The 21,690-nt window shown below is 66.6% G+C and carries 17 protein-coding genes; 8 read left to right on the top strand and 9 right to left on the bottom strand.

Annotated features, from left to right (window positions below):
- Positions 1-193: 193 nt before the first annotated feature.
- From O9255_RS05125 to O9255_RS05115, 3 genes are read left to right on the top strand one after another with little or no spacing between them, the layout of a single operon-like run.
- Positions 194-631 carry a pilin gene (locus tag O9255_RS05125; RefSeq protein ID WP_297865767.1) on the top strand — a complete coding sequence of 146 codons (438 nt, stop codon included), beginning with the start codon at positions 194-196 and terminating at the stop codon, positions 629-631.
- A 54-nt stretch (positions 632-685) separates the two neighbouring features.
- Positions 686-2,569, top strand: coding sequence for a hypothetical protein (locus O9255_RS05120; protein ID WP_297865766.1), 1,884 nt, complete (start codon positions 686-688; stop codon positions 2,567-2,569).
- A complete protein-coding gene (locus tag O9255_RS05115) occupies positions 2,566-4,527 on the top strand; it encodes a hypothetical protein (RefSeq protein ID WP_297865765.1) in 1,962 nt (653 codons plus the stop codon). The genes O9255_RS05120 and O9255_RS05115 overlap by 4 nt, the downstream gene beginning before the upstream one ends.
- A gap of 52 nt (positions 4,528-4,579) precedes the next feature.
- Here the strand turns inward: O9255_RS05115 and O9255_RS05110 are convergent, their stop codons facing one another.
- The 4 genes from O9255_RS05110 to O9255_RS05095 form a co-directional block, all read right to left on the bottom strand.
- Positions 4,580-5,746 carry a glycosyltransferase gene (locus tag O9255_RS05110; protein WP_297865764.1) on the bottom strand — a complete coding sequence of 389 codons (1,167 nt, stop codon included), beginning with the start codon at positions 5,744-5,746 and terminating at the stop codon, positions 4,580-4,582.
- Between the two features lie 9 nt (positions 5,747-5,755).
- Positions 5,756-6,568: a class I SAM-dependent methyltransferase gene (locus O9255_RS05105; protein ID WP_297865763.1), complete on the bottom strand. Its 813-nt coding sequence runs from the start codon at positions 6,566-6,568 to the stop codon at positions 5,756-5,758.
- Positions 6,565-7,530 (bottom strand): lysylphosphatidylglycerol synthase domain-containing protein, encoded by a 966-nt coding sequence (locus O9255_RS05100; RefSeq protein WP_297865762.1) that lies wholly within the window; start codon positions 7,528-7,530, stop codon positions 6,565-6,567. The genes O9255_RS05105 and O9255_RS05100 overlap by 4 nt, the downstream gene beginning before the upstream one ends.
- A 754-nt stretch (positions 7,531-8,284) precedes the next feature.
- Positions 8,285-9,163: a glycosyltransferase family 2 protein gene (locus tag O9255_RS05095; protein WP_297865761.1), complete on the bottom strand. Its 879-nt coding sequence runs from the start codon at positions 9,161-9,163 to the stop codon at positions 8,285-8,287.
- A gap of 121 nt (positions 9,164-9,284) precedes the next feature.
- On the opposite strand from O9255_RS05095, the gene pilB reads away from it, so the two are divergent.
- The 4 genes from pilB (at position 9,285) to coaE (ending at position 13,791) form a co-directional block, all read left to right on the top strand.
- Positions 9,285-11,006 (top strand): type IV-A pilus assembly ATPase PilB, encoded by a 1,722-nt coding sequence (gene pilB, locus O9255_RS05090; protein WP_297865760.1) that lies wholly within the window; start codon positions 9,285-9,287, stop codon positions 11,004-11,006.
- A gap of 120 nt (positions 11,007-11,126) precedes the next feature.
- Complete coding sequence (locus O9255_RS05085; protein WP_297865881.1) at positions 11,127-12,269, top strand: type II secretion system F family protein; 1,143 nt, start codon at positions 11,127-11,129, stop codon at positions 12,267-12,269.
- A gap of 3 nt (positions 12,270-12,272) precedes the next feature.
- Positions 12,273-13,154 (top strand): A24 family peptidase, encoded by an 882-nt coding sequence (locus O9255_RS05080; protein ID WP_297865759.1) that lies wholly within the window; start codon positions 12,273-12,275, stop codon positions 13,152-13,154.
- Positions 13,155-13,179: 25 nt separating this feature from the next.
- Positions 13,180-13,791, top strand: a complete 612-nt coding sequence (gene coaE / locus O9255_RS05075; RefSeq protein ID WP_297865758.1) for a dephospho-CoA kinase — start codon at positions 13,180-13,182, stop codon at positions 13,789-13,791.
- A gap of 38 nt (positions 13,792-13,829) precedes the next feature.
- Here the strand turns inward: coaE and O9255_RS05070 are convergent, their stop codons facing one another.
- The 3 genes from O9255_RS05070 to O9255_RS05060 all read right to left on the bottom strand — a co-directional run bounded on the left by O9255_RS05070 (position 13,830) and on the right by O9255_RS05060 (position 18,624).
- The gene (locus tag O9255_RS05070; RefSeq protein WP_297865757.1) at positions 13,830-14,801 is read right to left on the bottom strand and encodes a Nudix family hydrolase; all 972 of its coding nucleotides are present in this window, start codon (positions 14,799-14,801) and stop codon (positions 13,830-13,832) included.
- A gap of 28 nt (positions 14,802-14,829) precedes the next feature.
- Entirely contained in the window at positions 14,830-17,577 is a 2,748-nt protein-coding gene (secA, locus tag O9255_RS05065; protein WP_297865756.1) for a preprotein translocase subunit SecA, read from the bottom strand.
- A gap of 138 nt (positions 17,578-17,715) precedes the next feature.
- Positions 17,716-18,624, bottom strand: a complete 909-nt coding sequence (locus tag O9255_RS05060; RefSeq protein ID WP_297865755.1) for a M23 family metallopeptidase — start codon at positions 18,622-18,624, stop codon at positions 17,716-17,718.
- On the opposite strand from O9255_RS05060, the gene O9255_RS05055 reads away from it, so the two are divergent.
- Positions 18,623-19,150, top strand: a complete 528-nt coding sequence (locus O9255_RS05055) for a DciA family protein (protein WP_297865754.1) — start codon at positions 18,623-18,625, stop codon at positions 19,148-19,150. The two genes, O9255_RS05060 and O9255_RS05055, sit on opposite strands and share 2 nt — an antisense overlap.
- Before the next feature lie 116 nt (positions 19,151-19,266).
- On the opposite strand, the gene lpxC is transcribed toward O9255_RS05055, so the two are convergent.
- Together lpxC and ftsZ are read right to left on the bottom strand one after the other, a co-directional pair.
- Positions 19,267-20,178 (bottom strand): UDP-3-O-acyl-N-acetylglucosamine deacetylase, encoded by a 912-nt coding sequence (gene lpxC / locus O9255_RS05050; RefSeq protein ID WP_297865753.1) that lies wholly within the window; start codon positions 20,176-20,178, stop codon positions 19,267-19,269.
- 210 nt (positions 20,179-20,388) lie between these two features.
- Entirely contained in the window at positions 20,389-21,639 is a 1,251-nt protein-coding gene (gene ftsZ / locus O9255_RS05045) for a cell division protein FtsZ (RefSeq protein ID WP_297865752.1), read from the bottom strand.
- Positions 21,640-21,690: the final 51 nt, after the last annotated feature.

Below are 21,690 nucleotides of genomic sequence, written 5' to 3'. Positions count from 1 at the left end.
GTGCGGCGGGCGTAAACCGCCCCACCAACCGGACCTGCGTCACAGGCGTTGACACGGCTTCACCTCGCTGGGCTGGCACGCCACGTGCTTTAATCCCCGGGCCGGAAACAGGCCTGTGGCCGTGGAAGGCTAGCCCCATCCACACGCGCCCTCCGGCGCCTCTTTATCCACCCTCGCAACAAGGAACACCGTCATGACGCAGCAGAAAGGCTTCACCCTCATCGAACTGATGATCGTCGTCGCGATCATCGCCATCCTCGCCGCCATCGCCCTGCCGGCCTACCAGGACTACACCATCCGCGGCCAGGTCTCGGAAGGCCTCAGCCTCGCCTCGGGTTCGCGCACCGCCGTGGCGGAGTTCTTCGCGAACCGCGGTGATTTCCCGGCCGACAACACAGAGGCCGGCCTTTCTGCCCCGGCCAGCATTGCGGGCACGTACGTCGAGTCGGTTGAAGTTGACGCTGGCGTGATCACGGCAACTTTCTCCTCCACCGCTCCGTTCACGGCCAACAAAGCCATCGACACTGAGACGCTGATCCTCTCCCCCAGCGACAACGGCGGCGCCATTCAGTGGACCTGCCTCAATACCAGCACCGTCGACGCCAAGTACCTGCCGACCTCCTGCCGCTAAGCGTAGGCGCCGGGCCGCGGGCCCCGCGGCACGGTCCCTCGCATGCGTCATTGGATGTCAACAAAGGCCGCCCTCTGGGCGGCCTTTGTTTTTCTGCCCTTGCTGGTCGGGGCCGCGCTCAGGCCGGGACTCAGCGGCGATTTCCTGTTCGACGACTACGCCAACCTGCCGGCCTTGGGCGCCTTCGGCCCCATCGACGGCTGGCAACCGCTGCTGCTCTACCTCACGAGCGGCATCGCCGACCCAGTGGGCCGGCCGCTCGCCATGGCGAGCTTTTTGATCGATGCACAAGGCTGGCCGGCCGCGCCCGGCCCGTTCCTGCGCACCAATATGCTCATCCACGGCCTGAACGCCGTGCTGGTGGCCCTGCTGGGCGCGCGCCTGCTGCGCGCCGAGGCCGGCCCCCTGCGCTGGGCGCCGTTCGTTGCGGCCGCCCTCTGGGCCCTGCACCCCATGCAGGGCACCACCGCGCTCTACATCGTGCAGCGTCACGCCCTGCTGGCCGCCACCTTCTGCCTGCTGGGCCTGCTCGCTTTCGTGGCCCTGTGGCGCGCCGCGCCCGAGCGGCGCCCCGTGTTCGCCGCCCTGTACCTGATGGCCGGCGCCGCGGCCGTGGCCTGCAAACTCAATGGCCTGCTGCTGCCCATGCTGGCCCTGGCGCTGCTGCCCCTGCTGCGGCGCGAAAACCTGCCGCACGGCGCGCCAGCACCATGGGTGGCGGCGCTGGCTGCCCTGCCGGCCCTGGGCCTCGTGCTGCTGCTGGCCCTGCAGGTCCCGGGCGCCATGGCCGGCGCCGAGCAGTTCCGCGACTTCAGTCTGGCCGGACGCCTGCTGGCGCAGCCCGGCATCCTCGTGGGCTACCTGGGCGACCTGCTCACCGTCGCCCCGCACTCGGGCGACCTCATGTTCAACCCGCCCGCGGTGCCCGACGGGCTGGCCGACCCGCGCTTCTGGGCACCTGCCGGCCTGCTGGGAGGCGCTCTCCTCGCAGCCGTGACCCTCGGCCACCGGGCGCCGGTGCTGGCCAGCGCGAGCCTGTTCTACCTGGGCGGGCACCTGATCGAAGCCGGCCCGGTGAACCTCGAACTGGCCTTCGCCCACCGCAACTACCTGCCCAGCGCCCTGCTCTTCCTGCCGGTGGCGGTGGGCCTGGCCCGGCTGCCGCTGGCCGCCACGCTGCGCGCGGCCATCAGCATCGGCGCAGTAGCTGTCGTCGCTCTCGTGCTCCACAGCGAAGCGCGGCTGTGGGGACAGCCGCGCCTGCTGGCCGAGGTGTGGGCCCAACGCAGCCCGGCCTCGGAGCGGGCGCAGGTGAACGCCGCCACCTGGGACCTCTGGTACGAAGACCCGGCGCGCGGGCTCGCTCGGCTCGCTTCGTGGCGAGAAAACATGGCCAGCAGCACCCAACTCGCCCTGACCCTGCTCGACTTGGAGTGCGCGATGGGCGCGGTATCCACCGAGGTGCGCGCGGCCGTTCCGAAAGCCATGGGCGCCGACAAGCGCGGTTTGGAGATCAGCCTCGGCGCCATCGATCATCACGACCAGCGCTATGCCCGCTGCAGCGAAAGCGCGCCGAGTGCGTCGACGATGTTGAAGGCCGCGGCGGCCAACCCCCATTGGCAAAGGGAAGCAGCGCGCCGCGACCTCGCCTTCAGCCAAGCGGCCTGGCACGCAAGGCAAGGGCACATCGAGGCCGCCGCCGCAGCGCTCGATGCCCTGCCTGCACCTCTGCCTTGCGGCCCGGTGCTGCGGGGCGCCGCGCTGTTGGCCGAGCACGGCGCCAAGGCCGAAGCCCTCGCGTGGCTCGACGACCGCTTCCCGGGCTGCGAGGCCGCTGCCGCCCCGGCAGGCATGCCCCGAGTGCACCGCTGGCTGCGGCATCGGCTGGGCGTGGACGCTCGCGAGCGCGACGCGCTCGAGGCGATGATCCGCGGATGAGTGCTACCGCTCCGCACACTGCCACCAGCAGCTCGCCCGCCGCCCTGCTCGCCATCGCCCTGCTGGTGGTGGCCGCCGTGTTCGCCCCGGGCGTGCGAGGCGGCTTCCTGTTCGATGACTTCCCCAACCTGGTCGACAACCCGGCCCTGCGCGCGCTCTCGTGGGCGACGCTGGGCGCGCAGTGGCATGAGGTGCTGTTCTCGTCGCAAGCCAGTGACTTCGCCCGCCCATTGGCCATGGCCAGCTTCATGCTCGACCGCCTGTTGTTCGACTGGCACCCGCTGGGCTGGAAGCTGCACAGCCTGCTCTGGCACCTGCTGAACACCGTGTTGGTCGCCCTGTTGGCCCGCCGCTGGCTGGCGCTGGCCCTGCCCGGACGCGACCACGCCACCGCCGCCGTTCTGCTGGCCCTGGCTTGGGCCACCCTGCCCTTGCAGGTCTCCAGCGTGCTCTACGTGGTGCAGCGGATGGAGCTGATGGCCGCCACCGCCGTGCTGCTGGGCCTGTTGGCCTACCACCGCGGCCGCGAGGGCCTGAACGCCGGCGACGCGCGCGGCTGGGCCTGGCTGGTGGGCGCCGGGGGCATCGCGCTGGCGGGTGTGGGCGCGAAGGAAAGTGCGGCCCTGTTCTTCGCCTACGTGCTGGTGGCCGAAGCCACGCTGTACCGTTTCGACACCGCGAATCCGCGCGATGCCCGGTGGCTGCGCGGCATGGCCATCGCCGGCGCACTGGGCGCCTTGGCACTGGCCATTGGGCTGGCGCCGGCCTACTTCAGCAGCGAGGCCTACGCCGTCCGCGACTACGGCGCGGCCGAACGCCTGCTCAGCCAGCCCGGTGCCCTGTGGCATTACGTGGGCTGGGTGCTACTGCCGCGCGAGTCGACGATGGTTTTCTACTACGACGACTGGCCGGTGGCGCAGACCCTCGCCCACCCGATGGGTGCGGTGCTGCCGCTCCTGGCCGGGCTGGTGGCCGCCTCTGCGGCGCTGGCTTTGCGCCGCAGCCAGCCCGGGCTGGCCGCGGGCGTGCTGTTCTTCCTTGCCGGGCACCTGATCACCAGCAGCTACCTGCCGCTGGAGCCCGTGTTCGAGCACCGCAACTACCTGCCGGCTTTCGGCCTGCTGTTCGCTGCCGCCGCGCTGCTGCGGCAGACGCCGCCCGCAGCAGCCCGCGCCCTGCCCTGGGCGCTGGGCGCCTGGCTGCTGCTCTCGGCCGGGCAGGCCCTGCTGCGTGCCGGGCACTGGGGCTCTCCCGTGCGCCTCGCCGAGCTGCATGCCGAGCGCGCACCCGGCTCACCCCGCGCCTGCTACGACCGCGCCCTGCTCTACACCGTGGCCAGCGGCTTCGACCCCACCCACCCTGCCTTCGTCGCGGCTGACCGTGAGCTGGCCCGCTGCGCCGCCCTGCCGCGCGGCAGCCTGCTGCCGGCGCAAGCGGGCGTGATCCTGCACTCGCGCGGCGGCACCGGGCAGGTGGGGCTGTGGTGGCAGAAGCTCGAAGCCGGCGTGCGCGACCCGATGTTCCCCGCGTCAGCCACGGCGCTCACCACGCTGGCCCGCTGCCGGCTGGAGCAGCGCTGCCCCATCGACGATGCGCCCCTGCAGCGCGTGGCCGAACGCACGGCCGCACTGCGCTCAGCGCCCTCCGAGGTGCACCGCGCCATGGGCGATTTGCACTGGCGGGTGTTCGGTGACCTTGATGCGGCGGAAGCCGCTTACAGGCGTGGAATCAATAACGAGGGCCAAACCGAATATGCCTCACGTTTCGCATTACTGGCGCTACTAACGGAACAATGTCGAGTCCACGAAGCAACTGAACTCATCAGCACACTCGCGGAACTCGACATGCCCGAAGGGGAGCGCCAGAGCGTACGAATGCTGGAAGATGAAGCCCGACATTGCACCCCCCACTCAGCAGAGCATCGAAATCAGGGCGCCTCAGTAGTGCCAAGACTCTGACCAATGATTGCAATAAACCTGAGTCGAAGCGATCGGAAAAGTGGAAATGCATTTACGGAGAGCGAGAAACCCTCTCAACGGCCTCAACCTTAACCCAAAGATCTGACCACGCATTCGAAACAGCCACGCTTGACAGGTTCCTCTGGAAAAAATCTCGACCGGCAAGAGCAAATGCCGAAACCATCTCTGGTTCACTGGCCAAAGATCGAAGACGCTCAGCAAGAGACGTGCCATCACTGGGACTCGTTATGACCGGAGCTCGCTCGAGTACGGGCGAGCCCATATCGTCCTGTGTGACGACCGCACGACACGCAGCGAATGCTGCATAGACTTTGAACGGCATCACTCGGCTCGCTTTTCCTTCAGAGCCAAACACACCAAGACAGACGTCTGCCCAAGCGTAATGATTCGCCAGTTCGTCGAGCGACTGCCACTCGCGAATCCAGGTGACCCGGCATGAAAAGCCCTTCTGCATCGCATCTTCGAACCGCTGCGAGTCTTGACCATCACCGACGATGCGGAACTCCACGTTATCGGCCGAAGACAACTGATGCAGCGCGTCGACAATCACCGAAAATCCATGCAGTGGCACGAACGTGCCAACGTATAGAACCCGAAGTGGGCGTGACTCGGTAGGTAGCGGGGGACCAAGCGAGATCAGCTGTCGCGTCTCGACTGCCAGCGGCAAGACATGAATTTTCCCAGAAGGAACAGAAAGGTGCTGCTCAAAAAAAGCACCATTCTCAAATGTGTCAACAATCACCGCATCCGCAGCACACAAGCACCAAGACTCAAACCAATTGACGGCGCGTGACACCCGGCCATTGGCGCGAGTGAACTTCCTGTCGGAAAACCCGCTGTCCCAAACACTAATGAAGCTGTCAGCGATGATTCGCGGGCGAAACCTGCGCGGCATACATCGGGCCGCTGCCAGAAAGAACAATGCAGGGTAAGGCGCGAATACGGCAGCACCGGCCAAACGGGCGCGAAGTAGATCGATAGGAAGGAAGATCGAGCGAATGCCTAGACACCAGAGGATTCGAGCCCGCTCCAACACGCCGCCTTTGGCCAAACGCCACAATTGCACGTCAGCCGGGAGCCAACGGACGCGGTCGATTACGCTCCAGCATGGGTGCTTGGCGAGTAAGGCGATGGTACCCGGACCATTTGGATAGCCGGACCCACCAGCACCAACGCCCAAGGCCCAAATCGCCTTCATCTCAAGGACTCAACCCTTCTTCGCGAAAACAAGGACATTGAGCCCCGCGCGATCAACTGCCTCGAACCAGAAAACAGGGCGAGGAGACGCAGGCATGGGGATTCCGCGACGAAGTCCTTGCAGCCTGGTCGAGACATAGGACAAGAAAGCCAAACCAGATCGCCTTACGACTTCGGGAACGAACGGCAACGTAACCGGCAATGCAATCCAACGCGCGATGCGGTAGCGCTCAATTTCTGCGGAAACAGGCAGCTCCTCGCCATGCATCACCTCCAACGCAACCACCGACAGACTGCTGGAGACAATGTGCGCAAGCGAATCAGCGCTGTACTCCCTTAAGTGCCAACGATTCCAAGGTTTTTGAAACGAAAAGAGCCGAGACCTACGATCTGGCGTGATGAAGACTGCATGCCCCCCGGGTCGAAGAAGGCGGCAAATCTCGGATACATAAGCGACATCGTCATCAACGTGCTCAATGACTTGGAACGACAGAACAACATCAAAGCTCTCGTCGGGAAAAGGTGTCGGTTTATTCGCAAAAATCTGCGAAAAGCGAAGGTTTACAGACTGATAGTGCTCTCTGGCGTAGTCGATTGCAGCGTCGCTCACATCAACGCCGACAGCCGATCTCGAACAAGGCGCCAGCGATGCAATTCCATATCCACTACCACATCCAAGATCGAGAACGTCTTTTCCTGAGCAGAGCTCTAGAACTCGTGAATAGCTTGCCAGATGCATCGCAAGAATGTTCCGGCCCTCGCTCGTCGCCTCGTACGAGGCTTCGACAACGCGCTCTCCGTCATGCGGCAACGTGCTTTTCATAATCCCCAAGCCTTCGGGCGACCAAAAAACAAAAGTCCACCAATGAATGCGACAACATCGCCAAAGACGGTCGCCAGGCGAGCGACAGCAGCAATGACGACAGCGCCCTCGGCGAAGTGAGGGGTGAGCATCCAAACCAATGCGCCGTCACGAACACCCAGTCCGGCTGGCGCACCCGGAACCAGACTCCCCAAAGCCCAAGCCAGAAGAAAGGCTGAGAAAACGACAGCTCCACCTCGGAGATCGACGCCAACGACGGAGAATGACGCAATCGATATCGAACAGCCGATCAAGATCATCACAAAAGCATATCCAACGCACACTGCAAAGGCTCGCGATGGCTGAATCAACGAGGAAGCACGCGAAATCCACCGACGAGGCGCAGTGTCGCGCATCAGGAAGAAGAGAAAAGCCAAGATCACAAACACTGAAACAAAGAGAAACCAAGGCAAGAAAGCAGCCAAAGGTTCAGGAAAGGAACTCAAGAGCAACACCGCGGTCGAGAGACCCAAAAGAAGAGCGACGCCCAAAGAAAGCGTCGCCTCCTCGAAGAGTGAAGTCACTGCCGCGGGCAATGGCCAACCTCTCAATGCAAGGCCAGCGGCGCGACTCATGGGCTGTGCGACGTTCCCGGGCAAGTACTTTGCAGGCGTAGTCCGGAGCAACAATGCAAGCGCCTCCGACGCGGACACCCGGATGCCCTGCCACAAAAGAAGGCGCCTCCAGATAAGCGCACTGGGAAGATACGTGGATGCAAAAAGCAAGCTCGCCGAAGCAACAAAAAGCCAAACAGATGGCGACGACAATACACCGAAGGCATTCGTCGCCGCGGCGCTTGCTGCACTGAAGAGAAAATATGCCCCCCCCAGAAGGGCTGCAGGAAATGCGACGGCGAGAAGTACCTTCTTCACTCGCCAGCACGCGCCACGACGATGTAGCCAGAGGCCATCCGCTCGGGCCATCGAAAGGATTGTGCTGCCAAGAGCCCTCGAATCAGCAGCCCACCAAGGGCAGATCCAAGAATCGGCCACAGCGAGAGATAAGGACGCCGATCGATACCGCTCTTGGCAGTCGCTGCGTGCCGCTGTACCAACCCACGCCGAGCTAAGGCCCGGGCATAGTAGGGGCGCCCCAGCCACTCGCTAACGGACGCTGAGGGAAATCCGTACGCAATTGTGCGCTCGACTTTCCAGCCACTAGCGGCGAGAAGGCGATGAACGTCAGAGCGGTCATATCGACGGAAGTGACCCGCCCAAACGTCCCCAGCACTCCACCAATCCCTGTGCGCAGGAACGGAGATGCACAGAATCCCTCCCGGCACCGTGAGTTCTCGCCATTGGCGCAAAGCAGCAACGTCATCCTCGATGTGCTCAACAACGTCAAAAGCTCCAATCACCTCAAACGAGGTGCGGATACCGCTTGTATCCCGGTGGATTTCCCACCCAAGAGACTCTGCATCCCTCATGGCAACCGCCAGTGCGCGCGCATCGTCGGAAGATTCGACCCCAGTCACATCAAACCCCATACGAGTCAAATCATGAAGAAAGGCGCCCGCGCCGCATCCAACCTCCAGAACACTCGCACCCCTCGGCCAAAGAGCCGCAATTCGGAGCAATTCTCGGCGCCGCGCCAAGTAACGAAGCGGAGGAACCCAGCCGAGGTCGGGCCGAGCAACACCAAACCACGCAGCAGTCGTTCGATACTTGAAGCCAGACTTCACTCTCCGCGTACCTCACGATCATCTTTTGAAGCGAGATACGTCAGCCCAGTGATCTGTTCACTGATCAAGCCCATCAGGAAGACGATCACGCTGGCGCTGAACAGCAAGGCGCTCATGTTGGTGAAACGCCCGGCGTCGTGGAAGGTCCAGCCATACCAGCCCGCCCCCAGCAGGAAAAACGCCACGGCGGTGGGCAGGAAGAGCTTCAGCGGCGAATACAGCGTGGCGATCTTGAAGATGATCAGCAGGAAGCGCACACCGTCCTTGAGCGGCCGGATGTGGCTGGCCGTGCCCACCCGCTGGTGCACCGGGATGGGCACGTAAGCCACCGGGTAGCCGCTGCGGAAGAACGCCATGGTGATGGTGGTGGGGTAACTGAAGCCGTTGGGCAACAGGTGCAGGAACTCCCGGAACTTCGAAGCCCGCACCGCACGGAAACCCGAGGTGAGGTCGGCGATGGGGTGGCCCGTCACCCAGCTCGCCAACCGGTTGTAGAAAGCGTTGGCGAGGCCGCGGTGGCGATTGGCCTGGCCCGAGGCATCGCGAGCGCCCACCGCCATGTCATGCCCCTCCTCGATCCGGCACAGGAGCGCGGGGATGTGGGCCGGATCATGCTGGCCGTCGGCGTCCATGAACACAATGACGTCACCCCGGGCCGCTCGGGCACCCCGCTTGATGGCGGCGCCGTTACCCATCCCATACGGCGTGCGCAACACCCGCGCACCCAATCCCTCCGCGAGCGCCGGGGTACCGTCGGTGGACCCGTCGTCGACGACGATCAACTCGGCGTCCGGAAAGCGCTCCCTCAGGGCGGGCAACACCTTGGCCAGACCAACGGACTCGTTGCGGGCGGGCAGGACGATCGACAGGAGCATGGCGGGCCGTCAGGGAAACCGAGCCAAGGTTAGCCGCTGCGCCATCGCAGCGGCAGACCGGGGCGGCAAACCGTGACGGGTTGGGCTAGAGTTCTCGCTGGAGAGGCAACGTATCCTGGACATGAACGCCCAAGTCACCCCCAATTTGGTCGGTATCACCGGCATCGCCCGGCGACTGGTGATGGACGGCGCCCTGAGCGAGGCCGACGCCCGCCGGGCGATGGACGAAGCGCCCAAGGCCAAGCAGCCGGTGGTGCGCTGGCTGTTGGAGAAGAAACTGGTCGGCAGCGCGGCGGTCGCCGCAGCCGACAGCATCGAGTTCGGCATCCCCCTGCTCGAGGTCAACGCCTTCGACCTGGGCCGCGCCGCGGTCAAGGCCGTCAACGAGGAGCTGATCACCAAGCACGGCGTGCTGCCTCTCTACAAGCGCGGCAACCGTCTGTTCCTCGGCATCAGTGATCCGACCAACACCCGCGCCATCGAGGAGATCCAGTTCGCCGCGGGCGCCACCGTCGAGCCGATCCTGATCGACGAGGAGCAGCTGCGTCGTGCGATCGACCGCGCCTTCACCGCCGCCGAGGCCTTCGATGCCGGCGGTGACGACGAGGGCCTCGATGCGCTGGATTCGGAGGCCGGCGACGACGACAAGGCCGAGGCCGGCGGCAACGACGCGAAGGGCGACGACACGCCGGTCGTCAAGTTCGTCAACAAGATGCTGCTGGACGCCATCAAGCGCGGCGCTTCCGACCTGCACTTCGAGCCCTACGAGCACGATTTCCGGGTGCGCTTCCGCATGGACGGCGTGCTGAAGATCGTCTCGAAAGCCCCGATCAAGCTCGCCCCACGCATTACGGCCCGACTGAAGGTGATGAGTGGCCTCGACATCGCCGAGAAGCGCCTGCCGCAGGACGGCCGCATCAAGCTCAACATCAGCAAGACCAAGGCGATGGACTTCCGCGTGTCCACCTGCCCCACGCTGTTCGGCGAGAAGACCGTGCTGCGTATCCTTGACGGCAGTGCCGCCAAGATGGGCATCGACAAGCTGGGCTACGAGGACTACCAGAAGGCGCTTTACCTCAGCGCGCTGGACAAGCCCTACGGCATGATCCTCGTCACCGGCCCCACCGGCTCGGGCAAGACCGTCTCGCTCTACACCGGCCTGAACATCCTCAATACCGAGGAACGCAACATCAGCACCGCCGAAGACCCGGTCGAAATCCGCGTGCCCGGCATCAACCAGGTGCAGATGAACCCCAAGAAGGGCATGAACTTCGCCGCGGCCCTGCGCAGCTTCCTGCGCCAGGACCCGGACGTGGTGATGGTGGGCGAAATCCGCGACCTCGAGACCGCCGAGATCGCCATCAAGGCCGCCCAGACGGGCCATCTGGTGCTCAGCACCCTGCACACCAATGACGCGCCGCAGACGGTCGCCCGCCTCATGAACATGGGCATCGCGCCCTACAACATCACCAGCTCGGTCACCCTGATCATCGCCCAGCGCCTGGCCCGCCGCCTGCACGACTGCAAGAAAAAGGTGCATATTCCGCAGGCGGCCCTGGTGGCCGAAGGCTTCAAGCCCGAAGAATGCGAGGGCGGACTCGACGTTCACGAGGCCGTCGGCTGCGACGAGTGCAATGCAGGCTACAAGGGCCGCGTCGGCATCTACCAGGTGATGCCGATGACCGAAGAGATCCAGAAGATCATCCTCGAGGGCGGCAACGCCATGGACATCGGGCTGGTCTGCGCCCGCGAGGGGATCGGCGACCTTCGCCGTTCCGCCATCAACAAGGTCAAGGCCGGGCTGATCAGCTTGGCCGAGATGAATCGAGTGACGAAGGACTAAGCCATGTCTGCCACCGCCAAGACCGCGAAGACCGCCGGCAAGCCCGCCCCCCGGGAAAACCCGCTCAGCGAGTTTGTCTGGGTCGCGACCGACAAGCGCGGCAAGACGCTCAAGGGCGAGATGTCGGCGAAGTCCGTCAACTTCGTGCGCGCCGAGCTGCGTAAGCAGGGCATGAACCCGGGAACGATCAAACCGAAGGGCAAGCCGCTTTTCGGAAGCTCCGGGAAGACCATCAGCGGGGCGGAGATCACCTTCTTCAGCCGCCAGATGGCCACGATGATGGCCTCGGGCGTGCCCATGGTGCAGGCCTTGGAGATCCTTTCCAACGGCCAGAAGAATCCGCGATTCGCCAACATGATCAAGGCCCTGCGGGATGATGTTTCCGGCGGCTCGGCCTTCAGCGAGGCGCTGAAGGCGTTTCCCATCCAGTTCAACGACCTGTACCGGAACCTCGTCAAGGCTGGCGAAGGCGCGGGTGTCCTCGACACCGTGCTGGACACGCTGGCGACCTACCTTGAGCGCATCCAGGCGCTGAAGGGCAAGATCAAGAAGGCGCTGTTCTACCCGGCCGGCGTCATGGCCGTCGGCCTGATCGTGAGCCTCATCCTGCTCATCTATGTGATTCCGCAGTTCAAGGAGACCTTCGCCAGCTTCGGCGCCGAGCTCCCCGCCTTCACGCAGCTGTATGTCAGCGCCTCGGAGTTCACGGTCGCGAACTGGTGGTGGATGCTGGGGGCCTCACTTGCCGCGGTCTTCGGCTTGAGTCTTCTCTACAAGGCGTCCCGCGACTTCCAGCGCACCGTAGACAGGCTGGCACTGAAGATCCCCGTCCTCGGCCAAGTGCTCCACATGTCGGCCATCTCCCGCTTCGCGCGCACTCTGGCCCTGACCTTCAAGGCGGGTGTGCCTCTCGTCGAGGCGCTGGACACCGTGGCCGGCGCGACGGGCAGCATCATGTACGACGAAGCGGTGGCGAAGGTCCGGGATGACGTCGCGGTGGGTTATTCGCTGAATCTCGCCATGAAGCAGATCGGCATCTTCCCTCCGATGGTGGTGCAGATGGTCGGCATCGGCGAGGAATCCGGCGCGCTGGACTCGATGCTCTTCAAGGTGGCGGAGTTCTACGAGCAGGAAGTGAACAATGCCGTGGATGCGATGACGAGCCTGATGGAGCCCTTCATCATCGTGGTGCTCGGCACGCTGGTTGGCGGCATGGTCATCGCCATGTACCTGCCGATCTTCAAGCTGGGCATGGCCGTCTGATCGATGCTTGACGACCTGCTGCAGAACCGGACGGCCGCGATTGCGGCCGTCTTCCTGTTCGGCCTGCTGGTCGGCAGCTTCCTCAACGTGGTCATCCTGCGCGTTCCGCCGCGGATGATGTGGAGCTGGCGCCGGGAGGCCCGCGACATCCTCGAACTGCCGGAGGTCGGCGAGCCCAAGCCGCCGGGCATCGTGGTGAAGGGCTCGCATTGCCCGAAGTGCGGGCATGCGCTGCGCTGGTACGAGAACATCCCGGTGGTCAGCTGGCTGGCCCTGCGTGGGCGCTGCTCGGCCTGCAAGACGCCCATCTCGGTGCAGTACCCGATCGTCGAGCTGCTCACCGGCCTTGCCTTCGCCGCCTGCGTGTGGCGCTTTGGCACCGGGCTGGAGACTGGCGCGGCGCTCCTGTTCACCGGCCTGCTGATCGCACTGGCCGGCATCGACTGGCGCACCAAGTTCCTGTTCGACGACCTCACCTACCCGCTGCTCTGGCTGGGCCTCGGGGCCAGCGTGATGACACTCTTCGTGCCAGCGCACAGCGCGATTCTTGGTGCGCTCGCCGGGTATCTGAGCCTGTGGTCGGTCAACACGGCCTACGCCCTGATCAAGGGCCGGGAGGGCATGGGAAACGGCGACTTCAAGCTGCTGGCCGCCCTCGGTGCCTGGTGCGGCGTGTCGGCCATCCTGCCCATCGTGCTGCTCTCCTCCCTCGTCGGCGCCGTCATCGGTGGCATCGGACTGAAGCTGCTGGCCAAGGACAGCGACACGCAGATCCCCTTCGGCCCCTTCCTCGCCATCGCCGGCTGGATCTGGTTCCTGTTCGGTCCGGAGCTGTCGGCGGTTTACTGGGGCCTGATGCTGCCGCCGGGCGCGACCGCGCCCTGATTCCGGCCGGCTCCCGATTCGCGTGATGGCCACCGCCCGCCCTGTCATCGGCCTCACCGGAGGCGTGGCTTCCGGCAAGTCGAGCGTGGCCCGGGCCTTCGAGGCCCGGCATGCCGGCGGCTTGGTGGATGCCGACTTGGCCGCGCGCGCGGTGGTCGAACCCGGCACGGAAGGGCTGGCCGCTGTGGTCGCCCATTTTGGCCCCGAGGTACTGGCCGCCGACGGTCGCCTGGACCGCGCCGCGCTGCGGGCCCGTGTCTTCGGCGACGCCGGCCAGCGCAAGGCGCTGGAAGCCCTGCTGCACCCACGCATCCGAGCCTGGATGCTGGCCCGTGCCGAGGCCGCGCCGACGCCCTACGTCGTCCTCGACATCCCCCTGCTCGCCGAAGGCGGCGGGCGCGCCACCTGGCCGATGCTCGACCGCATCGTGGTCGTCGATGTGCCCGTGCCGGTGCAGCGGGCGCGCCTGATGGCCCGCGACGGCATCGACGCTGCCTTGGCCGAAAGGATGATCGCGGCACAGGCCACGCGGGCCCAGCGCCTGGCGCTGGCCGACGACGTCCTCGTCAATCTCGGCTCCTTGGCGGATCTCGACGCCGCGGTCGGCCGGCTGGACGCCCGCTGGCACCTCGGCTGAGCCGCCAGCCCAGCGGCACGTAACCCACGCCGGCCTGATCAGGTCGGCCAGAAGGCCCGAATGCCCGCCACGCCCTGCGCGCCATGCCGCCGCGCCTCGACGAGATCGGCCGGGCCCACGCCCCCAAGCGCGTAGACCGGCAAGGCCGTCCTGGCTCGCAGGCGCTCGAACGCTTCCCAACCCAGCCCCAATTGGCCCGGGTGGGTCGCCGTCGGCTTCACCGGCCCGAGCAGCAGGTCGTCGACGCCGAGCGTCTCGGCCAAGGCCAGCTCGTCCGCGTCATGCACGGCGGCGCAGACGCGCCCGCCAGCCTCCCGGTGGCGGCGGGTCAGCGCGGTGGCCTCCGGGCTTCGAAGTTGGGAGGCGCGCCAGTGCAAGCCCACGCCCAGCTCGGTGGCCAACGCGTCATCGCCATGCACCCAAAGCCCGGCCCCGGCAGCCCGGCATCGCCCGGCCAGTTCGAAGGCGAGGCGTCGGCGCTGCGCGGTGTCGGCGAGGCGCAGGTGCATGCGGGGCAGGCCGTTGGCCAGCGCGGTATCGGCCACAGCCAGCCATCGGGCTTCGGCTTCGAGTCCGTCGCCCGGCTCGGGCGTGACCAGCACGCGGTCGGGCTCGCGCAGGGCGGCGACGACGGGACGGTCGGCCGGCGGCATCGGATAGGAGTCAAGCGCCTCCAGCGCCACCCAGGCGAGGGCGTCGTGCTCATGGGCGACGGGATCGCCCGAGTAGGCGGTGATGCCCCACGTGTCGAGGTGCAATCGGATCGGGGCGCCATCGTCCGTCGATGCCACGGGCACGCGGATCAGCGGGGCGCCGTCGAGGACGCGAACGCCCAGTTCCTCGTTCAGCTCACGCCGCAGGGCATCGAGCGCGGTCTCGCCGGGCTCGACCTTGCCACCCGGGAATTCCCACAGCCCGGCATCCGCCTTGCCGGCGGGGCGCCGGGCCAGCAGCACGCGGCCCTGCGCGTCCCGCAGGACGCCGGCGACCACGTGCAGCGGCGCGTCCATCACCCGTCAGCCGGGCGACGGGCCGCGCTCAGGCCTGCCCGTGGCAGTGCTTGTACTTGCGCCCCGAGCCGCAGGGGCAAGGGTCGTTGCGGCCGATGGCCATGCCGGCGGCACCGGCGGCGGCGCCCGAGGCGGCGGCGATGCGGGCGAGGCGCTGCTGCTCCTCGAGCACGTCGGCCGCTTCCTCGTCGGCAGCATAGCTGCCCGTTTCCGGGTGCTGGAACTGCATCGCGCGGGCCTGCGCTTCGGCGCGACGGCGGTCCTCGGCCTCCATCGCGGCGACCTCCTCCTCGGTGCGGATGCGCACGCGGGCGAGCAGCGTGACGATGTCGCGCTTCACCTTGTCGAGCATCTCTTCGAACAGCTCGAAGGCTTCGCGCTTGTACTCCTGCTTCGGCTGCTTCTGCGCGTAGCTGCGCAGGTGGATGCCCTGTCGCAGGTAATCCATGCGCGCGAGGTGCTCCTTCCAGTTCTGGTCGAGCATCGAGAGCATCACCTGGCTCTCGAGCTGGCGCATCAGCTCCGGGCCGAGTTGCGCCTCCTTGCCGGCGAAGTGCGCGCGGCCGGCCTCGACGACCTTCGCGAGGATGCCCTCGTCGTCCAGTTCGGCGCCGGCGGTGATCGCGCCGCGCACGTCGACCTGGACGCCGAACTCGTCGCGCAGGCTGTTTTCGAGCGCAGGCAGGTCCCACTGCTCGTCGATGGACTGCGCCGGCACGTACTTGCGGGTGTGCGAGGCCAGGACGTCGTCGCGGATGGCGCCGATCGTCTCGTGGATCTCGCCCTGGTCGAGCAATTCGTTGCGCTGCTCGTACACGACCTTGCGCTGGTCGTTGGCGACGTCGTCGAAGTCGAGCAGGTTCTTGCGGATATCGAAGTTGTGCGCTTCGACCTTGCGCTGCGCGTTCTCGATCTGGCGGGTGACGAGGCCGCTCTCGATGGCTTCGTTCTCCTGCATGCCCATGCGCTGCATGGCCTTCTGCACCCAGTCGCTGGCGAAGATGCGCATCAGGTTGTCTTCGAGCGACAGGTAGAAGCGCGAGGAACCCGGATCGCCCTGGCGGCCCGAACGGCCGCGGAGCTGGTTGTCGATGCGGCGGCTCTCGTGACGCTCGGTGCCGATGATGTGCAGGCCGCCGGCGGCCTTGACCTCGTCGTGGCGGACCTGCCACTCGGCCTTGATGCGCGCCTTGGTGACTTCGTCGATCTCGCCCGCGGCGTGCAGTTCCGCCTCGAGGCTGCCGCCGAGCACGATGTCGGTACCGCGACCGGCCATGTTGGTGGCGATGGTGACAGCGCCCGGCTTGCCTGCCTGCGCGACGATCTGCGCTTCGCGCTCGTGCTGCTTGGCGTTCAGCACTTCGTGCACGATGCCCGCGGCCCTCAACTGCTCGCTGATGAGCTCCGAGGTCTCGATCGAGGTGGTGCCCACCAGCACCGGCTGGCCCTTGGCATTGCGCTCCTTGATGTCTTCGATCACCGCGAGGTACTTGCCGTTGCGGTTGAGGAAGACAAGGTCCGGCATGTCCTTGCGGATCATCGGGCGGTGCGTGGGGATCACCGCCACCTCGAGGTTGTAGATCGAGTTGAACTCGAAGGCCTCGGTGTCGGCGGTGCCGGTCATGCCGGCCAGCTTGCCGTACATGCGGAAGTAGTTCTGGAAGGTGATCGAGGCCAGCGTCTGGTTCTCGCGCTGGATCGGCACGCTCTCCTTGGCTTCGATCGCCTGGTGCAGGCCGTCCGACCAGCGACGGCCCGACAGCGTGCGGCCGGTGAACTCGTCGACGATGACCACTTCGCCGTTGCGGACGATGTAGTCCACGTCACGCTGGTAGATCGCGTGGGCGCGCAGCGCCTGGTTCATGTGGTGCACGACGGCGATGTTGTGGCCGGCGTACAGGCTGTCCTCGCCCTGCAGGATGCCGGCGGCGCGCAGCAACGCCTCGGCGTGCTCCATGCCGCCTTCGGACAGGTGCACCTGCTTGCCCTTCTCGTCGACCCAGTAGTCGCCGTCGGCGTTCTCGTCGGCCTGGCGGCGCAGCTGCGGCACGACCTTGTTGACCTTGACGTAAAGCTCCTGCGATTCGTCACCCGGGCCCGAGATGATCAGCGGCGTGCGCGCCTCGTCGATCAGGATCGAGTCCACTTCGTCGACGATGGCGTAGTTCAAGCCGCGCTGGTGGCGGTCTTCCTTGCGCAGCGCCATGTTGTCGCGCAGGTAGTCGAAGCCGAACTCGTTGTTGGTGCCGTAGGTGATGTCGGCGGCGTAGGCGGCCTTCTTGTCGCCCATCGGCATGCCCGGGTAGACGACGCCCACCGAGAGGCCGAGGAAGTTGTAGAGCTTGCCCATCCAGGCGGCGTCGCGGCGCGCGAGGTAGTCGTTGACGGTGACGACGTGCACGCCCTTGCCGGACAGCGCGTTGAGGTAGACCGGCAGCGTCGCCATCAGCGTCTTGCCTTCGCCGGTGCGCATCTCGGCGATCTTGCCGCTGTGCAGGACCATGCCGCCGATCAGCTGCACGTCGTAGTGGCGCATGCCGAGCGAGCGCTTGGCGCCTTCGCGGCAGACGGCGAAGGCTTCGGGCAGCAGCGCGTCGAGCGTCTCGCCATTCGCCACGCGGGCCTTGAGCTCGGCCGTCTTGGCCTGCAGCGCGGCGTCATCGAGGTCCTTGAGCCCGGCTTCGAGCGCGTTGACCTTGGCGACGGATTTCGAGAGCTGGCGGACCAGACGCTCGTTGCGGCTGCCGAACAGGGCGGTGAGGAGACGATTGAGCATGGACGGGTCTTTGCGGAATGGGGGCGCGCCGAAGGCCGCGCTAAACGGAAGCGGCCGCCGGAGGGCAGCCGCGCATTCTAGCTGGTGGCGGAGGAGGCCGAAATCAAGCGGGCGCCGGAGGCCCGCCGCGGCGCGGCATCAGCCGCGGATACGCTCCAGGTAGGCCATCGGATTCACCGGACGGCCGTTGACGTGCACTTCGAAGTGCAGGTGGGCACCGGTGGAGCGGCCGGTCGAACCGACCTTCGCCACTTCCTGGCCCGCGCGGACGACATCGCCGACCCTCACCAGGTTCCGCTGGTTGTGGCCGTAAAGCGTCTGGTAGCCGTCGCCGTGGTCGACGATGACGGTGTTGCCGTAGCCGGTCTTCCAGCCCGCGAAGCTGACGATGCCATTGGCCGCTGCCTTCACCGGATCGCCGAAGTTGGCGTCGAAATCGACGCCGAGGTGATGGTCGCGGCCGCCGGTGAACGGGTCGGCGCGGGTGCCGAAGCCCGAGGAGATGTAGCCCGGCGCCGGGGCGCGGCTCGGGCGCGAGGCCTCGGCCAGTTCCTGGCCTTCGAGCAGGGCGCCGAGCACGTCGAGCTGCTTCTCGGCTTGGGCGAACTGGGATTCCACCGAACCGAGGACCACGGCCACGTCCTGCGGCTGGCCCGGGTTCTCGGGGCCGCCCATCGCCGGGCGCTCACTGAAGTCGAATTCGCCGTCCTTGAGCTGGCCCATGGCCGTGAGGCGGTGGCCGAGGGCATTGAGGCGGTTGGCCTGCGCCTGCAGCTCGCCGAGCTTGGCGGCCATCGCATTGACATCGCGCTGCGCGGCTTCGCGCGCGTCGTCGACGGCGGCGCGGCTCGCCTGCACCTCGGCACGCAGCGGCTCGAGTGCCGCATCGGTGCCCGCCAACCAGTGGCCGATGCCCGCACCCACCAGCGCGATGGACGCGAAGAGCGCCGTGGCGCCACCGGCGAGCACCCAACGGTTCCGCCGGGACTCCAGGCTGAAGGACCAGGGCGCGCGCAGGCTGCGGGAAACGACGATGATGTTGAGCATGCTTCGATCCAAACCTCGCAACACGGCGGAACCGGCGTCCGGTGCCCCCAGCGCCCCCCGGCCTGCTGGCCAGTGGATCGCGGAAGGCGACCTCGCCGCGGTGATCGCCCGCGCCCAGTGGTTGGACGCCGCCGACCAGCGCTTCCGCCGCCATCTGCCGCCGGCGCTGGCCGGGCAGGTGCGCCTGGCGAACGTCGACCGCGGAACCATGGTGGTGGTGGTCCCCTCCCCGGCTTGGAAGGCCCGGCTGCGCATGGACACCGCCCTGTTGCTGGCGGCAGCCGACGCGGCCGGCATCGAAGCCCGGTCGGTGACCCTCAAGGTGGTGCCACCTGACGCGCCGTTGCCGGAACGCCCGGGAGCACCGCTCTCGGCGAAAGCCCGAGCCACGCTCGAAGCTGCCGCCCAATCCGTTGCGGACCCCGATCTCAAGGCCCAGCTCCTGCGCCTGGCCGCGAGCGGCCGGGGCCCCGGCCTTTCGGTCGGGAACCCGGAGTCTACGGACGGGTCGTTAAAAAGCCGCTAACAAACGGTGAAGCGGGCCCCGGAACGACGAAGCCCGCCGGGGTCACCGACGGGCTTCAGGGCACTTTGTGACGGAAAGCACGCTTCGCGCGCCCCCGCCATCGATGGACGAGGCGATCAGACCGCCGCGGCCGGGCTCGCGTAGGAGATCGGCGACTTCGCCGGATCGCTGAAGGTCACCTCTTCCCACGCCGCCTTGTCGGCCAGCAGGGTGCGCAGCAGGCGGTTGTTGAGCGCGTGGCCCGACTTGTGGCCGTAGAACGCGCCGATCAGGCTGTGGCCCAACAGGTACAGGTCGCCGATCGCGTCGAGGATCTTGTGCTTCACGAACTCGTCCTCGTAGCGGAGGCCGTCGTCGTTGAGCACGCGGTAGTCGTCGAGCACGATGGCGTTGTCCATCGAGCCGCCCAGCGCCAGGTTGCGCTCGCGCAGGTACTCGATGTCGCGCATGAAGCCGAAGGTGCGGGCGCGGCTGACTTCCTTCACGAACGAGGTCGTGGAGAAGTCGATCTCGGCGCTCGAGGTCGAGCGACGGAAGGCCGGGTGCTGGAAATCGATGGTGAAGCCGACCTTGAAGCCCTCGAACGGCTCGAAGCGGGCCCACTTCTCGCCGTCCTCGACGAGGATCGGCTTCTTGATGCGGATGAAGCGCTTGGCGGCGTTCTGCTCTTCGATGCCCGCCGACTGCAGCAGGAACACGAAGGGGCCGGCCGAGCCGTCCATGATCGGCACTTCGGCCGTGGACAGGTCGACGTAGGCGTTGTCGATGCCGAGGCCGGCCATGGCCGAGAGCAGGTGCTCGATCGTCATGACGCGGACCTGGTCCTTGACCAGCGCGGTGCACAGCGAGGTGTCGCCCACGGCCAGCGCCGTCGCCTGGATCTCGACCGGCTGGTCGAAATCGACGCGGCGGAACACGATCCCGGTGTCGACGGCCGCCGGGCGGAGGCTCATGTAGACCTTCTCGCCGCTGTGCAGACCGACGCCGGTGGCGCGGATGACGTTCTTGAGGGTGCGCTGCTTGAACATATCGTCAGGATCCCCGAGGGGGTTGACACGGTAGGGCGCGCACATTAGCACGCCCCTGCTTTAACGAAACCTAAAAAACTGAACTTCTCCGTGTCAAATCCGCAACAGAGCGGGCAGCCCCCTGCCCGCCTGTTGTCCAGCCGGCGACTGAGACGAGCAGTCCCCGGCCCGGAGCCCTCCGGCTCCGTCTACTTCGGCCGGGACCGGGTTTCAGTCGGCCTGGCGGCGCAGGAAGGCCGGGATGTCCAGGTAGGCCTGGTCGGCCGGCAGGTCGGAAAGCGCCGTCGGGCCAGCCACGTCCGCCGAGCGGCCGCGCAGGCCACCCGCGAAGCTGCCGCTGTCACGGCCGGTCGCGGCCGGGGCCACGGCGTCGGCGTACTCGGCCAGGCCGGTGCTGCCGTTGCGGATCAGCTGCACCTTCGGGCGGGCCACTTCGCGCTCGACGGCGCGGGCCAGCTCGCGGTGGCTGTCGCGGTTCGGCAGGCGGCCGGCCTGGACGCCGCGGTTGAGGCCGGTGGCCACCACGGTGACGCGGACGTCGTCCTGCATGTCCGGATCGAGCACCGTGCCGAGCACGACGGTGGCGTCTTCCGAGGCGAACTCCTCGATGGTGCGGCCGACTTCGTCGAACTCGCGCATGGTGAAGTTCGGGCCGGCGGTGATGTTGACCAGCACGCCGCAGGCGCCGGCGAGGTTGACCTCGTCCAGCAACGGGTTGCTGATGGCGGCCTCGGCGGCGGCCTGGGCGCGGTCATCGCCGCGGGCGGTGCCGGTGCCCATCATGGCGAGGCCCATCTCGCTCATCACGGTGCGCACGTCGGCGAAGTCGACGTTGATCAGGCCCGGACGGACGATCAGGTCGGCAATGCCCTGCACGGCGCCGAGGAGCACGTCGTTGGCGGCGCGGAAGGCCTGCACCATGGTGGCGTCGCGGCCAAGCACGGTGATCAGCTTCTCGTTCGGGATGGTGATCAGCGAGTCGCAGTGGCTGGCCAGCTCTTCGATGCCCTTCAGCGCCACCTGCATGCGGCGACGTCCTTCGAACGGGAAGGGCTTGGTGATGACGGCGACGGTGAGGATGCCCATCTCCTTGGCGAGCTGGGCCACGACCGGGGCGGCGCCCGTGCCAGTGCCGCCGCCCATCCCGGCGGTGATGAACACCATGTCGGCGCCTTCGAGGGCATTCATGATGCGCTCGCGGTCTTCCAGCGCGGCCTGGCGGCCGACTTCCGGGTTCGCGCCGGCGCCGAGGCCCTTGGTCACGTTGGCGCCGAGCTGCAGGTGCAGCTTCGCGCCGACGTTCTTGATGGCCTGCGAATCGGTGTTGGCGACGACGAATTCCACGCCGTCCACGTTGGCATTGACCATGTGCGCCACGGCGTTGCCGCCGCCGCCGCCCACGCCGATGACCTTGATCACTGCGTTCGGAGCCAACTTCTCGATGAGTTCAAACTGCGCCATGGTCTCGTCCTCTCGTCTCGGGGGTGTTTCTTCTTGGTGGGAAAACGTCGG

This window comes from Silanimonas sp. (assembly GCF_027530345.1).
Lineage (GTDB): Bacteria > Pseudomonadota > Gammaproteobacteria > Xanthomonadales > Xanthomonadaceae > Silanimonas.
The sequence above is the reverse complement of the archived record's forward strand: the minus strand, read 5'-3'. Positions and strand labels throughout refer to the sequence as shown.